Source organism: Klebsiella sp. CTHL.F3a, from assembly GCF_019890895.1.
Classification (GTDB): domain Bacteria; phylum Pseudomonadota; class Gammaproteobacteria; order Enterobacterales; family Enterobacteriaceae; genus Klebsiella; species Klebsiella grimontii.
Genome location: NZ_CP082360.1, coordinates 1,933,464 through 1,959,264, shown reverse-complemented (window position 1 = coordinate 1,959,264; position 25,801 = coordinate 1,933,464). Strand labels below are relative to the sequence as shown.

Annotated in this window: 22 protein-coding genes; 7 read left to right on the top strand and 15 right to left on the bottom strand. The window is 57.8% G+C overall.

The genetic code is table 11. The annotated features are described in order from the left end of the window. Positions 1-20: 20 nt before the first annotated feature. From dcd to alkA, 3 genes are all read right to left on the bottom strand, one after another. Positions 21-602 (bottom strand): dCTP deaminase, encoded by a 582-nt coding sequence (gene dcd, locus K7H21_RS09280; RefSeq protein ID WP_004122535.1) that lies wholly within the window; start codon positions 600-602, stop codon positions 21-23. Positions 603-692: 90 nt separating this feature from the next. Beyond that, positions 693-1,334: a uridine kinase gene (gene udk, locus K7H21_RS09275; protein WP_004122537.1), complete on the bottom strand. Its 642-nt coding sequence runs from the start codon at positions 1,332-1,334 to the stop codon at positions 693-695. A 114-nt stretch (positions 1,335-1,448) separates the two neighbouring features. Continuing rightward, a complete protein-coding gene (gene alkA / locus K7H21_RS09270; protein ID WP_049131073.1) occupies positions 1,449-2,297 on the bottom strand; it encodes a DNA-3-methyladenine glycosylase 2 in 849 nt (282 codons plus the stop codon). Positions 2,298-2,433: 136 nt separating this feature from the next. On the opposite strand from alkA, the gene yegD reads away from it, so the two are divergent. Then, entirely contained in the window at positions 2,434-3,786 is a 1,353-nt protein-coding gene (gene yegD, locus K7H21_RS09265) for a molecular chaperone (RefSeq protein WP_223035725.1), read from the top strand. 127 nt (positions 3,787-3,913) lie between these two features. Here yegD and K7H21_RS09260 read toward each other — a convergent pair whose 3' ends face one another. From K7H21_RS09260 to fdnG, 4 genes are all read right to left on the bottom strand, one after another. After that, on the bottom strand, positions 3,914-5,200 hold the full coding sequence (locus K7H21_RS09260; protein ID WP_004122544.1) for a citrate synthase: 1,287 nt from the start codon (positions 5,198-5,200) through the stop codon (positions 3,914-3,916). A gap of 280 nt (positions 5,201-5,480) precedes the next feature. Then, positions 5,481-6,110, bottom strand: a complete 630-nt coding sequence (gene fdoI, locus K7H21_RS09255) for a formate dehydrogenase cytochrome b556 subunit (protein WP_004122546.1) — start codon at positions 6,108-6,110, stop codon at positions 5,481-5,483. After that, on the bottom strand, positions 6,107-7,009 hold the full coding sequence (gene fdxH, locus K7H21_RS09250; RefSeq protein ID WP_123829110.1) for a formate dehydrogenase subunit beta: 903 nt from the start codon (positions 7,007-7,009) through the stop codon (positions 6,107-6,109). Before fdxH ends, fdoI begins: the two co-directional genes overlap by 4 nt. Positions 7,010-7,135: 126 nt before the next feature. After that, positions 7,136-10,195 carry a formate dehydrogenase-N subunit alpha gene (gene fdnG, locus K7H21_RS09245; RefSeq protein ID WP_223035724.1) on the bottom strand — a complete coding sequence of 1,020 codons (3,060 nt, stop codon included), beginning with the start codon at positions 10,193-10,195 and terminating at the stop codon, positions 7,136-7,138. A 713-nt stretch (positions 10,196-10,908) separates the two neighbouring features. Between fdnG and K7H21_RS09240 the strand changes: the two genes are divergently transcribed. The 4 genes from K7H21_RS09240 to K7H21_RS09225 all read left to right on the top strand — a co-directional run bounded on the left by K7H21_RS09240 (position 10,909) and on the right by K7H21_RS09225 (position 14,743). Beyond that, complete coding sequence (locus tag K7H21_RS09240; protein ID WP_142444982.1) at positions 10,909-12,816, top strand: sensor histidine kinase; 1,908 nt, start codon at positions 10,909-10,911, stop codon at positions 12,814-12,816. After that, on the top strand, positions 12,813-13,511 hold the full coding sequence (locus K7H21_RS09235) for a response regulator transcription factor (RefSeq protein ID WP_004122558.1): 699 nt from the start codon (positions 12,813-12,815) through the stop codon (positions 13,509-13,511). Before K7H21_RS09240 ends, K7H21_RS09235 begins: the two co-directional genes overlap by 4 nt. Before the next feature lie 365 nt (positions 13,512-13,876). After that, positions 13,877-14,017 carry a small membrane protein gene (locus K7H21_RS09230; RefSeq protein WP_004138686.1) on the top strand — a complete coding sequence of 47 codons (141 nt, stop codon included), beginning with the start codon at positions 13,877-13,879 and terminating at the stop codon, positions 14,015-14,017. A 108-nt stretch (positions 14,018-14,125) separates the two neighbouring features. Beyond that, the gene (locus tag K7H21_RS09225; protein ID WP_223035723.1) at positions 14,126-14,743 is read left to right on the top strand and encodes a helix-turn-helix transcriptional regulator; all 618 of its coding nucleotides are present in this window, start codon (positions 14,126-14,128) and stop codon (positions 14,741-14,743) included. A gap of 299 nt (positions 14,744-15,042) precedes the next feature. Here K7H21_RS09225 and K7H21_RS09220 read toward each other — a convergent pair whose 3' ends face one another. The 7 genes from K7H21_RS09220 to K7H21_RS09190 all read right to left on the bottom strand — a co-directional run bounded on the left by K7H21_RS09220 (position 15,043) and on the right by K7H21_RS09190 (position 22,737). After that, the gene (locus K7H21_RS09220) at positions 15,043-16,275 is read right to left on the bottom strand and encodes a dicarboxylate/amino acid:cation symporter (RefSeq protein ID WP_211172223.1); all 1,233 of its coding nucleotides are present in this window, start codon (positions 16,273-16,275) and stop codon (positions 15,043-15,045) included. A gap of 276 nt (positions 16,276-16,551) precedes the next feature. After that, positions 16,552-18,066, bottom strand: a complete 1,515-nt coding sequence (locus K7H21_RS09215) for an ABC transporter substrate-binding protein (RefSeq protein ID WP_004122573.1) — start codon at positions 18,064-18,066, stop codon at positions 16,552-16,554. Then, positions 18,047-19,081 (bottom strand): ABC transporter ATP-binding protein, encoded by a 1,035-nt coding sequence (locus tag K7H21_RS09210; RefSeq protein ID WP_223035722.1) that lies wholly within the window; start codon positions 19,079-19,081, stop codon positions 18,047-18,049. Before K7H21_RS09210 ends, K7H21_RS09215 begins: the two co-directional genes overlap by 20 nt. Further along, a complete protein-coding gene (locus K7H21_RS09205; RefSeq protein ID WP_064362993.1) occupies positions 19,081-20,061 on the bottom strand; it encodes an ABC transporter ATP-binding protein in 981 nt (326 codons plus the stop codon). Before K7H21_RS09205 ends, K7H21_RS09210 begins: the two co-directional genes overlap by 1 nt. Then, on the bottom strand, positions 20,058-20,903 hold the full coding sequence (locus tag K7H21_RS09200; RefSeq protein WP_049113248.1) for an ABC transporter permease: 846 nt from the start codon (positions 20,901-20,903) through the stop codon (positions 20,058-20,060). Before K7H21_RS09200 ends, K7H21_RS09205 begins: the two co-directional genes overlap by 4 nt. Next, entirely contained in the window at positions 20,900-21,838 is a 939-nt protein-coding gene (locus K7H21_RS09195; RefSeq protein ID WP_142983531.1) for an ABC transporter permease, read from the bottom strand. Before K7H21_RS09195 ends, K7H21_RS09200 begins: the two co-directional genes overlap by 4 nt. Then, entirely contained in the window at positions 21,838-22,737 is a 900-nt protein-coding gene (locus tag K7H21_RS09190) for a proline iminopeptidase-family hydrolase (RefSeq protein ID WP_142471424.1), read from the bottom strand. Before K7H21_RS09190 ends, K7H21_RS09195 begins: the two co-directional genes overlap by 1 nt. Before the next feature lie 201 nt (positions 22,738-22,938). Here K7H21_RS09190 and K7H21_RS09185 point away from each other — a divergent pair, with 201 nt between their 5' ends. Both K7H21_RS09185 and K7H21_RS09180 read left to right on the top strand, forming a co-directional pair. Further along, a complete protein-coding gene (locus K7H21_RS09185) occupies positions 22,939-23,691 on the top strand; it encodes a helix-turn-helix transcriptional regulator (protein ID WP_142481692.1) in 753 nt (250 codons plus the stop codon). Between the two features lie 84 nt (positions 23,692-23,775). Next, positions 23,776-24,708: a proline iminopeptidase-family hydrolase gene (locus K7H21_RS09180; protein ID WP_049113253.1), complete on the top strand. Its 933-nt coding sequence runs from the start codon at positions 23,776-23,778 to the stop codon at positions 24,706-24,708. Here K7H21_RS09180 and K7H21_RS09175 read toward each other — a convergent pair. Next, the gene (locus tag K7H21_RS09175; protein WP_087829100.1) at positions 24,680-25,798 is read right to left on the bottom strand and encodes a succinylglutamate desuccinylase/aspartoacylase family protein; all 1,119 of its coding nucleotides are present in this window, start codon (positions 25,796-25,798) and stop codon (positions 24,680-24,682) included. The two genes, K7H21_RS09180 and K7H21_RS09175, sit on opposite strands and share 29 nt — an antisense overlap. Positions 25,799-25,801: the final 3 nt, after the last annotated feature.

Below are 25,801 nucleotides of genomic sequence, written 5' to 3'. Positions count from 1 at the left end.
TCAGCAAACCGCTAAAATTATCAATCCTTGTCGATTCGACTCGCTACCGCGCCCTGCTGGTCGCGATATTTCGCATCTTCGCGGCGGTTATAAGGGCGCACCGCCGGGCCGGATAAAGGTTCAAAACTTAACGCGCCGATCAGCATCCCTGGACGCAGCGCCAGCGGCAGCTTACCCGAATTATAGAATTCCAGTACGATACAGCCGGACCAACCCGGATCGATACGGTGTGCGGTGACGTGCACCATCAGGCCCAGACGCGCCAGCGAAGAACGGCCATCAAGCCAGCCGACGAGGTCCGGCGGCAGGGTAACCGATTCAAAAGTCACCGCCAGCGCCAGCTCGCCCGGATGCAGGAAGAACGCTTCACCATCCGGCAGAACAATCTCTTCGCTCATCACGCGATCCAGCGCCGCGCTGACTTCCGCCTTCGGCCCGCTCAGGTCAATAAAGCCCGCCGTGTGCCCGCGGAAAGTCCGAAACTTATTCCCCAGCCGAACATCGACCGTCGCGCCGTTAATGCGCTCAACGGGCGGGCGCGGATTAATGGCCAGACGCCCCTCATCCAACCAGGCTTCTATATCTCGGTCGCACAGACGCATGAACGTTCTCCTTTAAGGCATTGCGCCCCTACGCCTTCCGGGGATAAGGGCAAATTGGCTTCTCTTTGCACGTTACACAATTCGTTCGTGTTATTCAAAGAACTGACTGATCTTGGCCTTCAGAATATCGATGGCGATACGGTTCTTACCGCCGCGAGGCACAATAATATCGGCATACTGTTTGGAAGGGTCGATAAACTGCAGGAACATCGGGCGCACCGTTTTCTGGTACTGCGCCATCACCGAATCCATTGAACGTCCGCGCTCGTTAACGTCTCGCTTGATGCGTCGCATCAGGCAGATATCCAGCGGGGTGTCGACAAAAATGGAAAAGCTGAGTTCATTGCGCAGGCGGGCGTCGGTCAGCAGCAGAATCCCTTCAAGAATGATGACTTTCTTTGGTTCAATATGGATAGTTTCCGGCATACGGGTATGCTCAACGTAGCTATATACCGGCAACTCTATCGGCTGGCCGCTTCTCAGCATCTGCAGATGCTGAAACAGCAGACTATGATCCATGGAGCTCGGATGGTCATAGTTGGTTTTTACACGCTCTTCCATCGACAGATGACCTTGATCCTTGTAATAACTGTCTTCCGGAATAACGCCGATATGTTCATCGCCGACCTGTTCACGTAATTCACGATATAGCGTACTGGCGATAAGGCTTTTGCCCGAAGCCGATGCGCCGGCGATGCCTATAATGACGCACTGATGAGACGTATCAGTCATAAATTTTTGCGACCTGATTAACCTGGGAATGTAGGAAGGGTGGCGGTTGACCGCCAAACGCCGCAATTATAGGGATTTCAGCGCGTCGATACCAGTGCTAAGCGCCTCTCGGGTCTATTCCTCCTCCGGCGACCAGCCTTGCGTATACCAGATATGCAATAAAGCGTACGAGCGCCAGGGGTGCCAGCGGCTGGCGTAGCGCGCAATCCGCGCCGGCGTCATGCCGGGAAAACGCTGTTTAATCAGATAATCATCCGCCAGAAAGATATCCGGCGCCTGCCAGCCGCGCAGCGCGAAATAGTTCGCCGTCCAGCGGCCTATGCCGGGCAGCGTCTGCAGCTGCTTTATTCCGGCGTCGATATTCTCCGGCGCGGAGAGGGGGAGATCGCCGCGGATAGCCGCCTGCGCCAGATGGATCAGCGCCTCCGCGCGCCGCAGGGGCATGCCCAGCGCCTTTAGCGCCAGCGGATCGGCCTGCGCCAGCCGCTGCGCGCTCGGGAAGAGATAAAAGCCCGGCGCGTCGGTCAACGGTTCCCCGAAGGCAGCCACCACTTTCCCGGTGAGCTTTGCCGCCATGGCCACGCTCACCAGTTGCCCGAGCACCGCGCGTACCGCTTGTTCAAACGCATCCAGGGATCCCGGCAGGCGCAGCCCCGGCCTTGGCAGCGCGAGATTTCCCAGCGTCAGGCCGATCCGCTGCGGGTCGCAGGACAAATCAAATAAGCGCGCAACCCGCGCCAGGCACTCTTCCGCGACCGGCTGTAGCCCGGCGGAAAGCGTCACCCGCATGCCCTGCGCGGCGTCATCCGGCGTCACCGCGATCAGCCCGGCGTGGCCATTGAGGGCAAAGCTGCGGCAGTAGCTGTTGTCGACAAAGGTTTCAATCCCTTGCACCGTACGCGCCTCAAGAAAATGAAACATCCATTGCCAGTCGTAGGGGGGATGCCAGGGTAGCAGCGTCATCTTTTCTCCTTTCTTAGCGCTTCAATCATAGCGGCTCTGCGCCGCGGGCGCTTTGCTTTTAAATTCCAGTTGTCGCAGTGCCGTCAATCCGCTAAAGTCGCCCCCCTTCTTCACCGGCATGGGGATTTTGCAGGCTATGTTTATTGGTTTTGACTACGGTACCGCTAACTGTTCGGTGGCGGTAATGCGCGAGAATACGCCGCAGCTGCTGACGCTGGAAAACGGCAGCTCACTGCTGCCATCAATGCTTTGCGCGCCGACCCGCGAAGCGGTCAGCGAGTGGCTCTACCGCCATCACGATGTCCCGCCCAGCGGTGATGAAAACCAGGCGCTGCTGCGTCGCGCCATCAGCTTCAACCGCGAGGAAGATATCGACGTACTCGGCAACAGCGTGCAGTTTGGTCTCGCTTCGCTGCATCAGTACGTTGAAGATCCGGAAGAAGTCTACTTCGTAAAGTCGCCGAAATCCTTTCTCGGCGCCAGCGGGCTCAAGCCGCAGCAGGTGGCGCTGTTTGAAGACTTAGTGTGCGCCATGATGCTGCATATCAAACTCCAGGCGCAAACGCAGCTGCCGGAAACCATCGACCAGGCGGTTATCGGCCGGCCGATTAACTTCCAGGGGCTGGGCGGCGATGACGCCAACACCCAGGCGCAGGGCATTCTCGAACGCGCGGCAAAGCGCGCGGGCTTCCGCGACGTCGTGTTTCAGTTTGAACCGGTCGCCGCCGGTCTGGATTTCGAAGCGACGCTGAGCAAGGAAAAACGCGTGCTGGTCGTCGATATCGGCGGCGGTACCACCGACTGTTCGCTGCTATTGATGGGGCCGCAGTGGCGTGAAAAAGCCGATCGCCAGCAAAGCCTGCTTGGCCACAGCGGCTGCCGGGTCGGCGGTAACGACCTCGATATCGCCCTGGCCTTTAAATGCCTGATGCCGCTGCTGGGCATGGGCGGCGATACCGAAAAAGGCATCGCGCTACCGATTCTGCCGTGGTGGAATGCGGTGGCGATTAACGACGTTCCGGCGCAAACTGATTTTTACAGCGCAGCCAACGGTCGCCTGCTTAACGATTTGCTGCGCAGCGCCCGCGATAGCGAAAAAGTCGCGCTGCTGCTGAAGGTCTGGCGTCAGCGTCTGAGCTATCGCCTGGTGCGGAGCGCGGAAGAGAGCAAAATCGCCCTCTCCGCGCAGCCGAACGTCACTACCGGGCTGCCGTTTATTAGCGACGAGCTGGCGACAGCCATCAGCCAGCAGGGTCTGGAAGCGGCGCTGGATCAGCCGCTGGCCCGCATCATGGAGCAGGTTCAGCTGGCGCTGGATAACAGCAATGACAAGCCGGATGTGATTTACCTGACCGGTGGCAGCGCTCGCTCGCCGTTGATCAAAAAAGCGCTGGCGGCACACCTGCCGGGCATTCCGGTGGCCGGAGGCGATGATTTTGGCTCGGTCACCGCCGGGCTGGCCCGCTGGGCGCAGGTGGTGTTTCGTTAATCACACGGTACGATCCCGGATTGCGGCTGACGCCTTATCCGGGCTACAGGCCGGGGTTTTGTAGGCCGGGCAAGGCGTCAGCCGCCGCCCGGCAACAATACGAACACATGATCAAAACCGCACTCTGTTATTTCCCTTCACGCCGTGAAACGTAATCCCGCCGCTGTTCGCCGGTATAAATCTGCCGGGGACGATAAATCGTCAGCGGCGCTTCATGCATTTCGTTCCAGTGCGCCACCCAGCCAAGCGTTCTGCCTACGGCGGTAATCACCACAAACATCGATGAAGGCAGTCCCATCGCCTTGAGGATCACCGCGGTATAGAAATCCACGCTCGGCGACAGGCCATTTTCAACAAAGTACGGGTCGGTTAGCGCCACCTCTTCGAGGGCCATCGCCACCTGCAACGGCATGTCGGACATCCCTAGTTCTTCCAGTACCCGATGACAGGTCTCGCGCAAAATAGCGGCGCGCGGGTCAAGATGACGGTAGCGAGAGTTACCGAATCCCAGACGACGGAACGTCTGCGGGTCGCGTTTCGCTTTGCTCAGGAACGCCGGAATTTGATCGACGGTGTTGATCTCCTCCAGCATCCGCATACTGGCTTCGTTCGCCCCGCCGTGGGCCGGGCCCCACAGAGACGCAAGCCCGGCGGCGATGCAGGCAAAGAGATTCGCCCCGGAGGAGCCCGCCGCCCGGACGGTGGTCGTCGATGCGCACTGGCCGTGGTCGGCGTGCAGCACCAGGATCTGGTTCATCGCCTGCTCAATCACCGGATTCAGCTGATATTGTTCCGCCGGAATAGCAAACAGCATATGCAGGAAATTCCCCGCATAGGACAGATCGTTGCGCGGATACTGCGCCGGTTGCTCAATTGAAAACTTATAGCTCATCGCCGCGAGCGTTGGCATTTTCGACAGCAGGCGGGTGGCGGCCAGCGCGCGGTGCTCAGGATTTTCAACGTCCAGCACATCGTGATAGAACGCCGCCAGGGTGCCCACCAGGGCGCACATTAAGGCCATCGGATGCGAGTCGCGACGAAAGCTGCTGCACATGCGGGCAATCTGCTCATGTACCAGGCTATGGCGGGTAATCGTGTTTTTGAAGTCCTGATAGCTGGCTTCGTCAGGCGCATCGCCGCGCAGCAGAATCCAGGCCACTTCCAGGAAGTCGCACTGGCGTGCCAGCTGATCGACCGGATAGCCGCGGTGCAGCAGAATGCTCTTTTCGGTATCGATCCACGAGATGGCTGACGTACAGCCTGCGGTGTTAGCAAAGCCGGGGTCGAAACTGCATATCCCCGCGGAAGCCAGCGGACGAATATCCATGCCGAGGTAGCCCAGGGTCCCCGAGACCGTACTCAAAGGAATTGACTGTTGTTCATCCAAAGAAAGCGTTAGCGATTTCGTCGTCATCCTGTCAGGCCCCCTTCCACAACGAATGATGAATTAACCCGGGCGTTTCTCCGGGCGCAACGGCCAACATAACCAGAGTCGTCCGGCGATTCTTTGATATGGATAACCAAAACATTCATAAAACAGCGTTATTATCAGCGGTTTTATGTTGATTGCCCTTTAATAATTACCGATAAAAATAGCGCGTAATCGCGTGTTCACCTTGCGGTTTCCCTGCCATTACGCGCGCTCGCTACGATAATATCCGCTGCATAGCCGCGAACTTATCGTATTTGTTTTATCAATCTTTCGTCCGTTTCGCTTTCACTTCACGATACCAGCGCGGGTGATGTTTCTTCGCCCAGGTCTTCGTCACCCAGCCTTCTACCATCGCGGTTATCGTGCCCTTCACCCACAGCGCAGCGTAAATATGCACCATGATCACCACAATCAGCGCCACCGCAGAGAAGGAGTGCAGCATCAGCGCGAAGCGGATAACCGGGATGGAGAAGGCCGGCGCAAAGTACGGACGCCAGATGATCACGCCGCTCACCAGCAGCAGCACCAGGAAGATAATCGCCGCCCAGAACACGCATTTCTGGCCGAAGTTATAGCGCCCGGTGTCGCCCACTTCCTCGTTGACGACAATCTTGCGAATATTTTTCGCCCAGAAAATATCGTCCCGGTTGATCAGGTTGTGGTGCCAGTAGCGGAAGAACATGATGATGAACGAAGCAAACATAATCACGCCCACGAACGGGTGCAGAATACGCGCCAGCTGCGGGGTGCCCATGATGTGCATCAGCCAGTTGAAGGACGGGAAGAAAAAGCCCAGTCCGCTCACTGCCGCCAGCACGAAGCAGAAGGCGGTGACCCAGTGGTTGATTCGCTCCGGCGCGGTGTAGCGCACGATGGTGTCACGTCTTTTCATTTGCGCACCTCGTCTTTCTCTTCATCCAGATTGTCCTCTTCCTCTTCCGCGCGGTTCGGACCGACGCCGACGTAGTGGAAGATGCTGGCGGCGAAGGTGGCCGCAAAGCCGACCGCCGCGAGAGGCTTCCAGATCCCTTTCCAGAACTTAACCGTGGCGCTGATTTCCGGGTTCTCCGGCAGGCCGTGGTACAGGTTCGGCTTGTCGGCGTGGTGCAGCACATACATCACGTGCGTGCCGCCAACGCCGGCCGGATCGTACAGCCCCGCATTGTCGTAGCCGCGGGTTTTCAGCTCGGCGACGCGCTCGTCCGCCAGCGTTTTCATCTCCTCTTTGGAGCCAAAGTGGATAGCGCCGGTCGGGCAGGTTTTCACGCACGCCGGCTCCTGGCCAACGTTAACCCGGTCGACGCACAGCGTGCATTTGTAGACGCGGTTGTCTTCCGGATTCAGGCGCGGCACGTTGAACGGGCAGCCGGCGATGCAGTAACCGCAGCCGATGCACTGCTCGGACTGGAAGTCGACGATGCCGTTGGCGTACTGAATGATCGCCCCTTCCGCCGGGCAGGCCTTCAGGCAGCCCGGGTCGGCGCAGTGCATACAGCCATCCTTGCGGATGAGCCACTCCAGTTTGTCGTTCTGCTCCACTTCCGAGAAGCGCATCACGGTCCAGGATTTGGCGGTCAGGTCGGCGGGGTTATCGTACACCCCGACGTTGTGACCGACTTCATCCCGGATGTCGTTCCACTCGGAACAGGCCACCTGACAGGCTTTACAGCCGATACAGGTGGTGACGTCGATAAGCTTCGCCACCTCTTCCTGGTGGTCCCGCGCGCGGGGCGCGGGGGTGAAGCCGTTAGTCGCGGAACGACGGATAATGTCCTGAGATTGATAAGCCATAATTGGTCTCCGTTTACCCTTCATCTTTCAGTTTGCAGGTTCGTTGGTTTCCTTATTCATCCCGGTCACGTAGCGTTTCTACGCTCCCGGCATTCACGGCGTCACCGCCTTCCTGCAACCTGAAATCTATTGGGTATCCACCTTTTCCACGTTCACGAGGAAAGCTTTATATTCAGGCGTCTGCGAGTTCGCGTCCCCCACCGATGGGGTCAGCGTATTGGCCAGGAATCCTTTCCGCGTCGCCCCCTCAAAACCCCAGTGGCACGGAATACCGATGGTATTCACCGTACGGCCATCAATAGTCAGCGCCTGTATTCGCTTAGTCACTACCGCTTTGGCTTTAATAAACCCGCGCTTCGACATCACTTTTACCGTGTCCCCCGCGACGATGCCCTTCTCCTTCGCCAACGCCTCGCCAATTTCAACAAACTGCTCGGGCTGAACGATGGCGTTCAGCCGCGCATGCTTGGTCCAGTGACGGAACAGTTCGGTGATCGAGTAGGTTGTCGCCACGTAGGGGAACTCATCCGCCTTACCCATATTCGCCAGGTCATCGTGAAAGATGCGCGCTACTGGGCTGGAGACCACTTTCGGGTGCAGCGGGTTAGTGCCAATCGGCGATTCGACAGGCTCATAGTGTTCCGGGAACGGGCCATCGTTTAGTTTGTCCAGCGAGAACAGGCGCGCCACGCCTTCCGGATTCATGATAAACGGCCCGACGTTGGTGCCCGGCGCCGCCTGACTATAGTCGGCGACGTCCATACCGGTCCAGCGTTTGCCGTCCCAGTTCAGCAGCGAGCGCTGCGGATCCCAGGGTTTACCCGCCGGGTCCGCGGAGGCGCGGTTGTAGAGGATGCGGCGGTTCGCCGGCCAGGACCATGCCCAGCCGGGCGTACAGCCTAAACCATACGGGTCGCTATTATCGCGGTTCGCCATCTGATTGCCCTGCTCGGTCCAGCAGCCGCAATAAACCCAGCAGTAGCTGCTGGTTGAACCGTCATCTTTTAGCTGCGCGAAGCTGCTCAGCTGCTGGCCTTTTTTGATAACCACCCGGCCCTGCTCGTCAACGATATCGCGCAGCGCCTTGCCGTTGGCCTCCCTGGCGACCTCTTCCGGCTGCGGGTCGAGGGGATCGTGATAATCCCAGGACATATTCAGCACCGGCGCCGGGTTTGCGCCGCCCTCTTGCCGATACAGATCGCGCAGGCGCATAAACAGGCGGCCGAGAATTTTGCCATCGTGGAGCGCTTCGCCCGGCGGTTCGGCCGCCGCCCAGTGCCACTGTAGCCAGCGGCCCGAATTAGCGATCGAACCGTTCTCTTCGGCGAAGCAGGAGGACGGCAGGCGGAAGACTTCGGTCTGGATATCTGCAGGACGCACGTCGTTCATTTCGCCGTGGTTCTGCCAGAAATTCGACGACTCGGTGACCAGCGGATCGATCACCACCAGATATTTAAGCTTCGCCAGCGCGCGGGCGGATTTGTTTTTATCCGGGAACGCCGCCAGCGGGTTAAATCCCTGCACCACGTAGCCGTTGATTTTGCCCTGGGCCATCAGCTCGGCCTGGGTCATGACATCGTATAAACGATCCCATTTCGGCAGCCAGTCATAGCCCCAGCTGTTTTCCGCGGTTGCGGCATCGCCCCAGAAGCTTTTCATCATGCTGACGAAAAACTTCGGCGTATTTTGCCAGTAATTCACTTCGTTCACGCCCAGCGCCGCGGGGGTGATTTGTGAAATATAGCTCTGATAATCAACCTGTTTTTCCGACGGTAGCGGCATATATCCCGGCAGATTGGTCGAAAGCAGTCCCAGGTCGGTATAACCCTGAATATTGGAGTGCCCGCGCAGCGCGTTAACGCCGCCGCCTGCCATGCCGATATTGCCCAACAGCAGCTGTAGCATCGCGGCCGCGCGGATAGTTTGCGCTCCGGTGGTGTGATGGGTCCAACCGAGGGCATACAGGATTGTCGCGGTTCGATTCGCAGCGCTGGTGCTGGCTAACAGTTCGCAAATGCGCTGAAAATCGTGTAAAGAGGTGCCGCACAGGCGGTTGACAAGTTCCGGCGTATAGCGCTCAACGTGCTGTTTCAATAGATTCCAGACGCAGCGCGGATGGTTCCACGTATCATCGCGCCTGGCGTAGCCGTTAGCGTCGAGTTCATAGTTCCAGCTGACTTTATCGTACTGACGCTTCTGCGGATCAAAGCCGCTAAACAGCCCATCGTCGAAATCATAATCTTCCCGCACGATCATGCTGGCGTTGGTGTAGTGACGCACGTACTCATGCTGTATCCGATCGTGTTCGATCAGATAGCGGATCGCGCCGAGCAGGAAAGCGCTGTCGGAGCCGGCGCGAATGGGCGCGTACAGGTCAGCCACCGCCGCGCTGCGGTTAAAGCGCGGATCAACGACGATAACGGTCGCATTATTTTTAATTTTGGCTTCGATAACCCATTTGAACCCTACCGGATGCGCTTCCGCCGCGTTGCCGCCCATAATCAGCACCACATTGGCGTTTTTAATATCCACCCAGTTGTTGGTCATCGCCCCACGACCAAAGGTTGGCGCCAGCGCCGATACCGTCGGGCCGTGGCAAAGGCGCGCCTGACAGTCAATCGATACCATCCCCAGCGCGCGGGTAAATTTACCGTCAAGGATCCCGGTTTCATTACTCGCCGCCGAAGAGCACAGCATGCTGGTTGAGGTCCAGCGGTTGACGGTGACGCCCTGGGCATTCTTTTCGATAAAGTTGGCGTCGCGGTCATCTTTCATCAATCGCGCGATACGATCGATGGCCTCATCCCAGCTTATACGCGTCCACTTATCCGAGCCCGGCGCGCGGTACTCCGGATAGCGTAATCGGTTATCGCTGTGAATATAGTCCAGTACGCCTGCGCCTTTTGGGCACAGCGACCCGCGGCTCACGGGATGATCGGGGTCGCCTTCGACGTGATAAATGCGTTCACGCACGTTTTTGGCGTTATCTCCGAAGCTGTACATGAGGATCCCGCAGCCGACTGAACAGTAGGTGCAGTTATTACGGGTTTCTTTAGCTTTTAAGAGTTTATATTGACGCGTCTCTGCGTGAGCGGAAAACGAGGGAAGAAAACCAAGCGATGCTACGGTCGTCCCTGCCATACCACCCGCGCAGATGCGAAAGAACTGCCTGCGACTGAGCTCCATTGTGCCTCCAGCTTAAACTTAAGACAGGAAAAGGGACAATGATTATACGGGTATTTTTGACTTTTGCATCTGCTGTTAACATTTACGACAAATAATAAACAATCAATCCTTTTTATTTCAATTAGTTAAAATCCATCGCTTTAAAACAGCGGCCAGGAATGTTAACACCATGCTAATCATTGTCATCCCCTGCCGTCAGCAATCCTTCGAACCGTACCTAACCTCATTCGACGATGCGGGCAATGCGCCGCCTTTATCCGGCCATCAATAACAACGGTAATTAGCGTTTAATATAACTATCTGGTTTTATATGCGCTGCTTAAATAATTTATTGCCAATTTTTATATAACTATCGCGTGAATTCATGGCATAACATCATAAAACCGTATGTCGCGACTGAACTTTCCGCTTGCTTATTATCCAACTCCCCCATACGTTAACTTTTATTAAGAATTTTCTTACAGCAGGTCTGGCCAGTTCTCCGGCATGTAGATAACGCTGGAATAATATCTTCGGCACCAGCAGAATGCTGCATTGTCCAGCCCTACACGTATATTTGCCGAATGGCGGAGGGTTATCTGTGCCAGTAGCAGAGTCCCTGTTCATTTTTACCGTACTGATTTATTAATCCATGCCATAAGGGGGCGTGATTGTATCGTTTGTGCGCTTTTTTTGATCTTAATCGCAGGAGCCACAGCGCGTATTTCTGGGCAATGTGCGGCATCATCATTTCCCTGCTGTGGTGGGCGCCGGCGCGCGCGGAAGTCCGGCAGTTGGGTATCGATATCCCGGTCTACTGGTACGCCGACGCCAGCGATACAATGTCCCTCGACGCCTTTCTTTCGCTGCCAGAGGAGGCGCTAAAAACGGCGCCGCTTATCCCGTCGTTCGGCTATTCGTCAAAGACCTACTGGCTACGCACTTCGCTCCCGGCGGCCTGGTTTGCTGGCGAACAGCGCTGGCTGCAGCTCGGTCCGTCGTTTGTCGATCGCTTGACCGTTTTTTATCGCCCCTACGCTAGCGATGCCCCCTGGAAACAAAAAGAGTTTGGCGACCACGCTTCTGCCCGCGATAACGATCTCGACTACCGCGAAAGCGTGCTAATTTTACCGCCCCCGCCCACGGCGGCTGGCTACGAGATGGTCTTCCGTCTCCAGAGCACCAGCACCCTGATCCTGCTGGCGACGCTCTCGTCACCGCAGGAGTTCGTACGTTCGGCCACCCTCGATACCGCCTTCTGGAGTTTCTATTTTGGCCTGGCGGTGATTGCCAGCGGTATCGCCCTGTGGCTTGCCGTCGCGCTGCGCCGACGCCTGCTGTGGGGGATCTGCCTGTTCTCGCTCAACTATCCGCTCGTCGCGGCCCTTCATGGCTACCCGGAATGGCTCTTTGGCGACGCCCTACTGCCGGTGCAGGATTACATGATTAGCTGCCTGTCGCTGGTGAGCTACGCCACCGCGCTGTGGTTACATAGCGAAGTTTTCGATTTGAAGAAAAACATGCCGCGGCTGTATCAACTGCTGCTGGCGGCGATCGCCTTAAACATTGTTCTGCAAATCAGTATCCCGCTAGGGTTTTACGGCCAGGCAATGCAGATTGAAGCGGGGATATTCTTCATCGCCGCGCCAATTCTGTTGATCACCTCATGGATGCTGTGGCGGCGCAAAGCGGTTGATATCAATACCCTGTTGTTGGGGCTGCTGCCGCCGGTATACGTGGTCTCCGCCGGGCTGGCGCTGCTCTCTATCCACGGCGTCATTCCGTTTCATAACATGGTTTATTCCACCTGGCAGTACGCGCTGATTATCCACATCGTCACCGTCCTGATCATTGCGGTGCTGCGGGTGCGGGCGGAAAACCGTACCCTGGTGCGCAAGCAGCAGCTGGCGCGGGAGCTACAGATTGAACGCGAGGCCAGCTTCCACCAGCGCCAGTTTATGGGAATGGTGGCGCATGAGTTCAGAACGCCGCTGGCGATCCTCCAGGCCGCGCTGGAAAATCTGCGCCTGAGTCCCGCAACCGTCACCCAGAGCTTGCGCCTCGATCGCATGCAGCGCGCGACAACCCGCCTGGTGCAGCTCACCGATAACTGCCTGGCCGACGCCCGCCTCTCCTCCCGAGACCTGCACGCCGACAAGCAGGATGCCGAACTGCTGCCGGTCATCCATATGGCGGCGACCGTCGTAGATCTTTCGCTTAATCATTATTTGAATGTCACCCTTGAGGGGCAAACTGTCGGCCCGCAATCCCCTTCACCGGTGCTGTTTATTGATAGCGGGCTGCTGTGTATTGCGATCGCCAACCTGCTCGATAACGCGGTTAAATATGCCGCAGCCGGGGAGATAAGAGTCGAGATTTATCAGCAGGAAAAGCACGTTGAATTACGCATTGGCGATCGCGGTCCCGGCATCCCGCCGGAACAGGTCGAGCATATTTACGAGCGCTATCGACGCGGCGAAACTCACACCACAACGCCTGCCGGGACCGGCCTTGGGCTCTACGTCGCCCGACAAATCATCCAGGCCCACGGCGGGGACCTATGGCTGGCAGAAAATAGCTCAGCCGGATGCGAATTTGCGCTCACTCTCCCGCTGACGGGACAGCAGAAGGACAAACCATGACATTACGCGTAGCTATCATCGAAGATAGCGCAGATCTACTCGACGAGCTGCTGGCTTTTCTGCGCCATCGCGGCTTCGACGCCTGGGGCGTCGGCAGCGCCGAGGCCTTCTGGCGGCAGCTGCATCGCGATCCGGTCGATATCGTACTTATCGATATTGGCCTGCCGGGCGAAGACGGGTTTAGCGTGCTGGACTATCTGCACGAGATTGGCCAGTTCGGCCTGGTCGTCATTACCGCCAGAGGGCATGAGCAGGATCGGCTCCAGGCCTTAAACGCCGGCGCCGACCTCTATCTCATCAAGCCGGTCAACTTTTCCGACCTCGCGGAGAGCATCCACGCGCTGGGCTCCCGGCTTCGCCAGCAACAACCGGCGGAAAGCGTCAATCCGGCGCCATTAGCGGAGCGGTCAGCCCCTTCCCACTGGATACTCCAGAGCGAGCGCCTGGTGGCGCCATCGGGGCGGATCCTGCCGCTAACACAGCAAGAGTACCGGCTGCTGGAAGTCTTAATGCGTAACCGCAATGAAGTGTGCAGCAAAGTTGACCTGCACACTTCTCTGTTTACCGATGAGGGCGAACCGGAACTGCACCGCATCGACGTGGTGATCAGCCGCCTGCGGCACAAGGCCCGCCTGCAGGGCATCACCCTGCCGATTCGCGCGATTTTTGGCAAAGGGCTGGCGTTTCTCTCTTGACCTTTTCCCAGCCGGCAGCGGCGGCGCTGCCGGCTATTGTTCCGCCATCCGCCCGGAGTGATGACTAGTATGTTTCCAGCCTGGTGTTTCTTGTTAATTTTTTTCAGTTTTTGAGAGGATTGAGAGAAATGAGACTGACAGCACATTAAGAATTTTCTTACATTGACAGGGCGTCGTGAGCGTTTTGCCCCACAGCGGCTGAGCTAACAGGCTATTGCTGAATTTAGCACAAGCCGAATGCAGGCCGTTTGTCAGGCGCTTTTCGTTCGCGCATCGCGAGCACGGTTTAACGAAGAGTATAAAAATATTCGCGTGCCTGTGAGGTACATTTTTAAAACCAAAAATTAAGTTAAAGGATCTCAATTATGGCCATGCAAACATGGTTAGCCTTATTACTGTGCATATTTTGCCTTTGCGTTTCTGTTTATAGTCTGGTGTCGTATATCCGCGACAGGCGAAAACAGAAATTTCCATTTTCAGCAAAGAACTCTACGCGCAGAAAATAACTAAAGCCACATTAATAATAACGAAATCTGCATAGCAACAATCACCGCATACGCCCGGAGGATTGATCACAACATGGCGTTATGTTGATATATCAGGGAAATAACGCCATGAAAAAAGTAAACATCGCAATCAACACCAGAAATACCTTTCTCAGAGAATCATTGGTTTCCGTCGTCAATGAGCTCATCAGCCGCAGCGGTAATCTCAAAGTCGCTTTTTCTTATAAGCATAATGATTTTTTAGATAAAGATATCATCATCGCTGAAGTTCTCCCCGGCGAAATCTATCTGTGCAATACCAGCATAAAGAACCGTAAACAAAATAGTTCGGTGATTATCCTGCACAGCTATGACAAGTTACCGGAAAAAGAGCTGATCGTTAACTGTCTCAAGGGCGTTATCTTTGTCTCTATCAAATCGGTCAATATCGATAAAATGTTCGAAATTATTGCCCAGGAGCTAAAAAGGAGCGAAATTCCTCCCGACGCGCAGAGAAGCGACTCCACGCTCGTCTGCACCCATTGCCCGCATAAAATGCTCTCCAAATCGCAGGCTGCCGTCGCCACCGGCATCATCGATGGCTTTGATATCATTAAAATTTCTTCCCTCAACAAAGTCACCCCTAAAACCATCACCTGGCACAAAAGCAAAATCATGGAAAAATACAGTCTTAATAACAATCATGACTTTTTCCAGTTCATTAACTTGTTAAAAGAGCGCTGGTAAGCTCGCGCCCGCGCCCGCCGGTGAGCGGATTCTGGACGTTAAAATTAGGAATTTGACGGCTTGTCAGCGACGGGATTCCGAAAAAGATCGGTAACCTCAAAAAAATCTACTCAGGGGTAACAGGCTGCGGGTACCATTACCCGGTTCCTCAATGTAAAAATACCGGAGCGTATTTTTATATAATAAGAACAACGTCTTTATCGAGGAATCTGTTACTTCGTCACATTGCCCCTTGCGTGCCTGTTAGGGGCCTCTTTTTCACTGCGGAACGCGCCCCCGTCAGAGAGGGCGCGCGACGATCAGGCTTCGGCCTGCTGAGGCGCGACTTCAGCCTCCGGGACCTCTTCCTGCAGTTGACCTTCATTTTTTGACAGCATTGCCGTCGCAATCCCGTTACCCAGCACGTTAATCGCTGAGCGCCCCATATCGAGGAAATGGTCAATGCCCATCAGCAGCAAAATCCCCGCCACCGGAATATTGAAGCTCGGGATGGTGGCGGCCAGCACCACCAGCGCCGAACGCGGTACCCCGGCAATCCCTTTCGAGGCCAGCATCAGCGTCAGCATCATCACGGTAATTTCGCTAAAGCTCAGCTGAACATTATAGGCCTGAGCGATAAACATGGCGGCAAAAGAGCAGTACACCATTGAGCCGACCAGGTTAAAGGAGTAGCCGATGGGCAGCACAAACGACGCGATATTTCGCGAGCAGCCAAATTCCACCAGACGCTCCAGGGTCTTCGGATAGGCCGCTTCGGAACTGCTGGTGGTGAACGCCACCAGCACCGGGTCTTTCAGCATATTCAGCAGGCGAAAAACCTCTTTCTTGAGCACCATATACCCCACCGCCAGCAGCACCGCGCTGGTCAGCAGGATCGCGACATAGTATCCGCCGATAAACGAGGCATAGTTAAGCAGGATCCCCAGCCCCTGCGAGGCGATAACCGAAGAGATAGCGGCGAAAATCGCCAGCGGCGCGACGTACATCACGTACCCGGTCACCTTCAGCATAATGTGGGAAACCACGTTGAGCGCCGCCACCAGCGGGGCATTGAATTTCTCTCCCAGCGACGCCCCGGCGATACCGAAGAACATTGAGAACACCACGATTTGCAGAATCTCGTTGCTGGCCATCGCTTCGGTAATGCTGGTTGGGATGGTATGGGTCAGAAAGCCTTTCAGGCTCATCCCGCTCACCGCCAGCCCGGTATCAACGGATTCTTTCGGGATCGCCAGGTTCAGGCCGGCGCCGGGATGCTCGAGGGTAACGATCACCAGCCCGACCAGAATGGAGAGAATTGACGAGGTAATAAACCACACCATGGCTTTACCGCCGACCCGGCCAATGGTCGCCGTTTCGCCAAGGCGCATAATACCGACCGTCAGGGTACTGAAGACTAACGGCGCAATCACCATTTTAATCAGGCGCAGGAACACATCGGTCAGCAGCGTAATGTTTTCCGACCATGCGGTTATGGTCGTTTGCCCGGCGTAAGCGTGGATGGCCGCACCGGAGAGGATCCCCAGCAGCATGAAGATGACGATGAACAGCGTGAGTTTGTTTGCACTTGCCACAAAAATTAACCCCTGATTTATTTAACGTGTTGTTTTTTAATGTATATATATTTTAATTATTGAAATACATTAAACATTCACCACATAAATTGAATAAAAGCAGGCGGGGTTACAACTCTTTTTTAGTTTTTATAGTAAAAGTTAATGTACTGGTTGATATGCATCAAACCGCGTCGTGCCGCCGGTAAGATGAAAAAGGCGCCGGCGTCAGAGACCAACCGGCGCAAAGAGGCATTAGCGTTTTACGGTATCCTCCAGGAAGAAACGTCCCAGCGGATTCTGATAAAAACCATCGATATTTTTGCGGCTGACGTTACGGTACGGGCTGTAGTAGAGGTCAACCCAGTTCACGTCGGCCTTAGCCATTTTTTGCAGGTCGATATACATCTGCTCGCGCTTTTTACCGTCCATTTCGACGCGCGCGGCAGCCACCAGCGCTTTTACCTGCTCGTTATGATAGCGGGTCATATAGTTCATATTGGCATCGTGACCAAGCACGAAAGTGGTTTTCTGATCGGGGTCGAGAATATCGTTGGTCCAGTACATCACCGAAATATCGTACTCTCCGGCCACCAGCATATCCCAGCTCTGGCTCGGGTCGACTTTTTGCAAATTCACCGTCACCCCGGCTTTCGCCAGCTGCTGTTGCAACAAAATGGCAATCTGCTCATCGACTTCATCCCCGGCGTTGACCACGTAGTTCAGCTTCAGATCGGCAGCGCCCGCCGCTTTTAGCATCGCTTTGGCCTTCTGCGGATCGTAAGGCCGACGAAGATTATCCTGATAGTGGTAAAGCGCCCCGGCGGGAATATAGGAGTTGGCCACCTGGCCGTAGCCAAAGGTCACGGTCTTCACGATCGCGTCTTTATCAATCGCGAAGTCCAGCGCCTGGCGCACCTCTACCTTGCCCAGCGCGCCGTGAGAATGGTTGATCAGCAGATGGTCCTCGCGCGTGGAGGGGTCCAGCTCCACCTTCAGATTGGCATCCTTTTGTAACGATGCAATGCGCGAGAAAGGCACGGTCAGCGCGGCATCGAGCTCGCCGGCCTGCACCTTCAGCATGCGGGTATTATCGTCCGGAATGGTTAACCACTCCACGCCATCGAGGCTAACGTTTTTCGCCTGCCAGAAGTGCGGGTTCTTCACCAGCACGATCTTTTCCCCGCGCAGCCACTCTTTCACGCTAAACGCGCCGGAGCCCACGGGTTTTTCGGCAAACGCCTCTTCGCCTTCCGCTTTCATCGCCTTCTGCGAAATCACCGAGGCGTTCGGCAGGGCAAGCTGCGACAAGAACGGCGCTGACGGCGATTTCAGCGTCACTACCAGCGTGCGCGGGTCCGGGGCTTCCGCTTTGGCAATAATGCTATAGGAGTCGCGCCACAGCGAGCCTTCATCATCGCGGATACGAATTAAGCTAAACGCCGCATCGCTGGCGGTCAGCGGTGTGCCGTCAGAGAAGGTCGTGTCGCGAATTTTAAAAGTGTAGACCTTGCCATCCGGAGAAATCGTCCAGCTCTCAGCCACGCCCGGCTCCAGCTTCGTCCCGCTCTTATCTACCCGCACCAGCGGGTCAAAAACGTTGGAAAAGACCCAGTTATCCGCGTTTTGCGCCGATTTTATCGGGTCAAACGTGGTGCTGTCCTCCCGGCGGCCAATGGTCAATACCCCCGCCGCCTGGGCCATTTCGCTCACCACGCTAAGCGCCAGAAAAACGCTCGCCGCCAGTAACTTAACTTGCCTGTGCTTCATCAAAAGATCCCCCTGTTAAAGGAAAAACGGTCTCATCACCCGCGAGGTTGAGCACGCAGGCATAAGCGCGGTCGGCAATCTGCCGGGTTGGTGGTGGTGCGCCGGTGCGGCACTGCACCTGCGCATAAGGGCAGCGCGGATGAAATGCACAGCCTTGTGGAACGGCAACGGGGCTGGGCGGCTCGCCCCCCAGCAAATTCTTCGGTAGGGGTTTATCCGGGTCGATTTCCGGGATCGCCGAGACCAGCGCGGCGGTATAAGGATGCAGCGGACGGGTGAAGACCGCCTCTGCCGGCCCCTCCTCCACAATCCGCCCAAGGTACATTACCGCCACCCGATCGCAGAGCCGCCGCACAATCGCCAGATCGTGGGCGATAAACAGAATCGCCAGCCCCATCTTCTCCCGCAGCTCCATCAGCAGGTTGACGATCTGTCCCTGAATAGAGACGTCCAGCGCCGCGACGCACTCATCGGCCACGATCAGTCGCGGCTCCATGGCCAGCGCTCTGGCAATACCGACGCGCTGGCACTGGCCGCCGCTAAGCTGGGCTGGTTTCGTGCTGGCCTGCTGCGGACGCAGGCCGACCAGGGTGAGCAGTTCTGCTACCCGCAGCGCCTCCTGCCCGCGGGGCACTTTTTGATGCACGCGCAGCACCTCGGCGATGCTCTCTCCCACGGTCTGCCGGGGGTTTAACGAGGCAAAGGGATCCTGGAAAATCATCGCGCTTTGCTGGCGCAGACGGGCGATATCGCTGGTTAAGCCATGGGTAATACGCTGCCCCTCGAACCGCACCTCGCCATCGGCTACCCGTTCAAGCTGTAACAGCGCTCGGCCAAGCGTGCTCTTGCCGCTGCCGGACTCGCCGACCAGACCGAGCGTTTCGCCAGGAAAGATCTGCATCGTGACCTGGTTCACCGCGTGCACGACCCGCTTCGGCTGCCAAAGACCGCCCGATACCGGGAAGGTGACGCAAAGATTATCGGCCTCAAGCAGCGGCCAGTGAGCGTTAACCATTATCCCTCCTGCCGGGTCAGCGTGGGTAACCGGTGATGACAAGCCACCGCGTGGCTATGGCGATCCTGTCCGTAATGCAGCGGCGGCTGCTGCAGGCACGCTTCATCGGCGCGGCGGCAGCGCGGATGAAAGCGACAGCCTGATGGAAAGTGGTCGGCGCTCGGCGGCTGGCCGTCGATGATCGTCAGCCTCCCCCGTCCGCCTTCGCTGGCCGGCTGACAATCAATAAGTCCGCGGGTATAAGGGTGCAGCGGCCCGGCGAGCACTTCGCGTTTGTCGCCCACCTCGCAGAGCCTGCCGCCGTACATCACCGCGATCCGGTCGCAGGTTTGCGCCACCACCCCGAGATCGTGGGTGATCATAATGACCGCCAGCCCCAGCTCGGCACGCAGGTCGCTGAGCAGGCGCAAAATCTGCATCTGCACGGTGACGTCCAGCGCGGTCGTCGGTTCGTCGGCAATCAGCAGCCTCGGTTCCGGCGCGAGGGCGACGGCGATCATCGCCCTCTGGCGCATCCCGCCGGAAAATTCGTGCGGATAGCTATTGAGCCGATTCTGCGGGTCCGGGATGCCGACCTGGCGCAGCAGGGCCAGCGCATCCTCCCGCGCCTGACGGCGGTTTGCCGAAAAATGGAGGCGCCGGCTTTCCGCGATCTGCTCCCCAATGGTCATCACCGGATTGAGATGGCTGGTCGGGTTCTGGAAAATCATACCGATTTCCCGCCCGCGCACCGCCGACATTTGCCCTTCGCTGAGGGGCAAAATATCCCGGCCGTCGAGCACAACCTCACCGCCGCTAATCCGCAGTCCGTCCCCCGGCAGCAGGCGCATCAGCGCCCGACAGGTCACGGTTTTTCCCGACCCGCTTTCGCCAACCAGCCCCAGCATCTCCCCGGCTTCAAGCGCGAATGAGACGTTATCGACCAGCGCGATATCCTCGCCGCGCGTAACCGTCAGGCGATTCACCTTCAGCAAACTCATCCCCGTCCTCCTAACTTGTCGCCGAGCCCATCGGCCAGCAGGCTAAAGCCCATCGCCAGCAGCACGATGGCGAGCCCAGGAAAGGTGGTTATCCACCATGCGGTAGTGATAAAGCTCTGCCCTTCGGCCACCATAACGCCCCATTCGGCGGTTGGCGGCTGCACGCCGAGCCCGAGATAGCTCACCGCAGCTCCGTTCAGCAACACCAGTACACAGTCGGACATCGAAAAAACGATCGCTCCGGTTAGCGCGTTCGGCAGCAGATGGCGGAACAAAATCCGCAGATGGCCGTAGCCCAGACTGCGGGCCGCCAGAATAAAATCGCGCTGTTTCAGCGTCAGTACCTGAGCGCGCACCAGCCGGGCGTAGGAGACCCAGCCCACCATCGCCATCGCGATGTAAAAGCTGCTCAGCCCCGGCCCGAGAATGGCGATGATTGCCAGCATCAGCACCAGAAACGGAAAGGCCAGCACGATATCAATAACCCGCATCACCAGCGCATCGACCACGCCGCCAGAATAACCGGCAAGCGCCCCCAGCGCGGTACCAAGCATAAAGGGGAACAGCACCCCCAGCAGGCAGATTTGTAGATCGACCCGCGCTCCCCACAGCACGCGGGAAAAAACGTCGCGGCCAAAGTTGTCGGTACCGAAGAGATGCGCGCCGCCCGGCGACAGCAGGCTGGAAGAGGCGTCCTGGGCAATCGGATCGAACGGCGCGATCCACGGCGCCAGACAGGCGACCAGCAGCCATAGCCCGACGATCGCCAGTCCGGCACAGAGCGCCTGCTGACGCGGGATAGCCCGTTGACGCAGGCGGGAAAACGTCGCTATCGCCTTCATAGTTTTATCCTCGGGTCGAGGGCCACGGTCAGAATATCCGCCAGCAGGCTGACCGCTACGGTCGCGAGAGCAAAGACCATCACCACGCCCTGTACCACCATGTAGTCGCGGCTAAAAATCGCTTTAACCAACAGCTGTCCGAGGCCAGGGATGGCAAACACGCTTTCGATCACCACCGTACTGCCAATGAGCCAGCCAATATTCACCGCCAGCAGATTGATGGTCGGCACCAGAGAGTTCGGCAGCACGTGCCGCCAGAAGATACGTCTTTCCTGCTGCCCCCGCGCCCGGGCCGCCACCACATAGTCGCTATTCATCTCCATCAGCAGGCTGGTGCGCAGGTTGCGAATCAATACCGCCGACAGCGCCAGCGCCACGGTCAGGCACGGCAGAACCATATGGTGCAGCTGGTCTAAAAAATCGCTGCCGTAGCCGGAGACCGGAAACCAGCCGAGCACGATACTGAACAGCAGAATCAACATGATACCGAGCCAGAACGCCGGAAACCCGAGCCCGGCGGTCGTAAACAGACGAATCAGCCGATCGGCGAGGCGCCCGCGCTGGCGGGCAGCTATCGCCGCCAGCGGTACCGTCAACGCTATTGCCAGCAGAACGCTGCCGAGCACCAGCCATAGCGTCGGTTCCAGACGCGAAGTAATCAGCTTCAGGGTATCGACCCGGTAAACAATTGACTTACCCAGCTCGCCCTGCAGCAGATTGCGCAGAAAATAGCCGTACTGAACCCACAGCGGTTCATCAAGGCCAAACTGCGCGCGGATGCGGGCCAGCGCCGCCGGCGTGCTGCGCACCCCGAGCAGAATACGCGCCGGATCGCCTGGGATGGCGCGCACCATCATGAAGGTGATCAGGCTGATACCCAGCAGAACCGGCAGCAGCTGTAGCGGGCGAAGAAGCAAAAAGCGGTAACGGTGCATCAACAGCCTCCCGCGTCGCGCTGGCGCGTCAGAAAATCGAGCAGCACCGGGTAGTAAGCCTGCGGCTCTTCGTAAAACGGCATATGGCTGCTGTTGGCAAAAATGGCTATTTCGGCGTTCGCCAGCCCCTGCTTCATTTTCAGGGCGCAGGCGGGCGTCAGTTCATCGTGCTGGCCGCTGGTGATCAGACAGGGCGCGCGGATTGACGCCAGTTCAGCGCTGCGGTTCCAGTTTTTCAAATTGCCGGTATAGAGGAATTCGTTCGGCCCCTGCATGGTGGTATACGGCCCCATATTCCAGTCCCCAAGCGAGCGGATAACAGGCTCTGGCCAGACGTCAAGGCGGCACACGTGGCGATAATTCAGCAGAGTAATCGCCGCCTGATAGGCCGGATGCTCCAACCAGCCGAGCGCTTCGTAGCGCTGCATCATCGCGACGGTTTCTGGCCCCAGCGCCCCGCGCAGACGGTTTAGCTCCTGCACCAGATGCGGCATATCAGCGACGGTGTTTTCCAGAATCAGCGAGCGAATTGCGCCAGGATGGTGCAACGCCACTTCAATCGCCAGCCATCCGCCCCACGAGTGACCAAGCAGATGCACCTTACCGAGCCCCAGTGCCTGACGCACGGTCTCCACTTCACGCACGTAGCGCGCCATCGTCCACAGGCTGGCATCATCCGGCCGATCGGACTTGCCGGTACCCAACTGGTCAAACGCGATCACCCGATAACCGTGAAGCTTCAGGCAGGAGTGGGCTTCGCGCAGATAATCGCAGGGCAGCCCCGGCCCGCCGTTGAGGCAGAGAACGGTCTCCTCGCCGTCGCCAAACTGATAGGCCACGACGTTATATCCCTCCACCGCAATGTTATGGCACTGATCGGGCGCTATTTCGCTCCACATGGTGTACTCCTCATCGTCAATAGCGCGGTTCTGGCGTTGCGTTAACGCTAACGGCAACGCCGGAGGCTGAACAGTTAGCAAAAATACTAGTTTTGCGCGGCGCCGGTGCGGCACCGGAATTGCATGCCTTTTGCGCTAACTATTGACGGATTTGCACAAATCGTGCCCGTCGCAGGTCTCGTTTTAGATGAAGGGGGTTATATGCGACTGGAATTTGAACGCCCCGGCAGCGCGCGGGCGGCCAGCCTGGATGAGGCATTCAGCGGACTTTTTCAGGCCACCCGGAAGTTAGGATTTGACGCGGTCATTTACGACTACACGCCGGTCCCGCGTTCTCTGGAAGGGGAGCTGATTACGCCTTCGCTGCTGAAAACGTGCAATGTGCCGGAAGATATGCGCCAGCTATGGTGCGAGCGCGGATATTACCAGGTTGATCCGGTGCAGCACTGCGCGCTAGAAAGCTGCGCGCCTTTTGTCTGGTCCTATCAACGACCGGACAACAGCATGCTGCGCGGGAGGTTGAACAATCACGCCACCGCGGTCACCGACTATATGCGCGAACATAATATGCCCTGCGGGGCGACGGTTCCCCTGCATCTCCCCAACGGCAGTTTCGTCACTCTCACCGGCATCCATACCGGCCAGCGTCAGGAACGGGAAATCAGCGCCACCCTGGCGCAGCTGATGCTGCTCGCCCACCAGTTTCAGGAGTCGGCGTTTCCGCTGTTCGACAGCACCCTGCTTACCTGCCGTCATGTGAAGCTAAGCAACCGCGAGCGCGAATGCCTGGCGTGGTCCGCCGAAGGACTTACCGCCAAAGAGATCGCCCGCAAGCTGCACCGCTCGGTGGCGACGGTGACGCTGCATCTTAATACCGCAGCCAAAAAGCTCGGCGCCAGCAACCGCGTACAGGCGGTAGTCCGCGCCCTGCACTACCGTCTGCTCGACAGCTAAGAACTAGCATTTTTGCTAGTGTTCAGCCGCGGTTGCCACCCTTTACCCTGAAAGCCGGTCCACTTAGCAGGGTAAAGATGATTCATGTATACCATCAGCGAAGGTTACGCCCCGTTTCGGCGCTATCAAACCTGGTTTCGCGTTTGCGGCGATATCGATAGCGGGCTCACGCCGCTGGTCATCGCCCACGGCGGGCCGGGGTGCACGCATGATTATGTTGATGCGTTCCGCGATATCGCCCTCAGCGGGCGGGCGGTGATCCACTACGATCAGTTAGGCAACGGGCGCTCAACCCATCTCCCGCAGCAGCCCGCCGACTTCTGGCAACCGGCGCTGTTCCTCGACGAACTGGCTAACCTGCTGCAGCATCTCAATATTGCCGATAATTACGCCCTGCTCGGCCAATCGTGGGGAGGTATGCTCGGCGCGGAGCACGCCGTGACGCGGCCAAAGGGGTTAAAGGCGCTGATTATCGCCAATTCCCCGGCATCGATGGCGCTGTGGCTACAGGGAGCGGCCAGGCTGCGGGCGCAGCTTCCCGCCGACGTCCAGCAGACGCTGCTGGCCCATGAGGCGGCGGGAACGCTGGACAGCGCGGAATATAAGGCGGCAAGCCAGGTATTTTATCAACGCCACGTCTGTCGGCTCGATCCCTGGCCGGCGGAAGTGCGGCGTACCTTCGATGCCATGGATGCCGATCCGACGGTTTATCACGCCATGAATGGCCCAACCGAATTTCACGTCATCGGCAGCATGAAAGCGTGGACGATTATCGACCGCCTCGCGCGCATTACGGTTCCGGTCCTGCTGATTTCGGGGCGCTACGATGAAGCCACCCCGGAGGTGGTACAACCCTTTATGGACCACATCCCCGACGCGGAGTGGGTCATTTTCGAAGCCTCAAGCCATATGCCGCACGTCGAAGAACGCGAGCTGTGCATGAAGACAGTGAACGACTTTTTAACCCGCGCGATAAACGAAAAGCCGCTTACAGCGCCAGCCCGCCTCCGCCGCTGAACGGCCGCTCGCCGGCGATTTTCATCACTTCGGCCCCCAGGGTGACAAACGGCGCCCGACGGCTGGCATAAATCAGCCCGCCCGATGTCGGGCGGACCGCTTTGACCATATCGGTCAGCGGATCGATGATTTCCGCAACCACATCGTCGGCGCTGACCCACTCGCCGGGCTGTTTTAACAGCACCAGGATGCCGGTGGCCGGGGCGGTAACAATCTCCCCAGCGGCAAACGGCAGCATTACCGTTTCCTGCTGCGGAATCTCAGGCCTCGAGCCGGCCAGTACGCCGCGGTACTGCAGGTAGCGATAAAGACGTTCGGCATCGTCGCAAGCGGTGGCGTGATCCACCTCCTGCTGGCCGCGCAGTTCGACGGTCACCGCCATACAGCCGGGCTGCTGCTGCGACTGCAATGAATCAAGCGCCGTCAGGCGCTGCCACGGCAGGCCGCAGGCCTCATCAAAGGAATGACCGCCGCTCTCCTGCGACAGCAGTACCGCGCCGACGCCGAGAAAAGCCGCCAGAACCTTCGCCTCGCGTTGCCAGGCCGGGTCAGCGTAGAGATGTAAAATCGCCTGGTCATCGCAGTGCAGATCGAGCACCAAATCGGCATCGCAGGCGAGGCCCAGCAGATGATGGCGCAGGGCCTGAACTTCGCTGACGACGGGCAGCGCCGCCAGCGCATCCCGCATCGCCGCGCGCACCTGCTGCAGATACTCGCGGCGCGAGCCGGGCGATGGCGGACGCAGATAGGGCTGCGCCAGGGCAGCCAGATCGGGGAAGTCGCGGTTAAAATTACGCCCGCTCGCCAGATCGAAACGACCTACGCCGCCGCTGAGCAGCACCTGGGCCAGCCCCGGCGGGTTGGCCACCGGTACGAGAATGATTTCGCCGCGCAGCTCGCCGCGCCGTTCCGCCTGGCTGAGTAATCTTTTAAGATAATGCAGAACCAGCATGCCCGGAATTTCATCGGCGTGCAGCCCCGCCTGCAGATAGACCTTCTCTCCTGTGCCGGGCGCGCCGAAATGAAAATGGCTTAATTGCCGCTGCCCACCGAGTGCATGTTCAGGTAATGTATAGTGTTTAATTTTCATTGG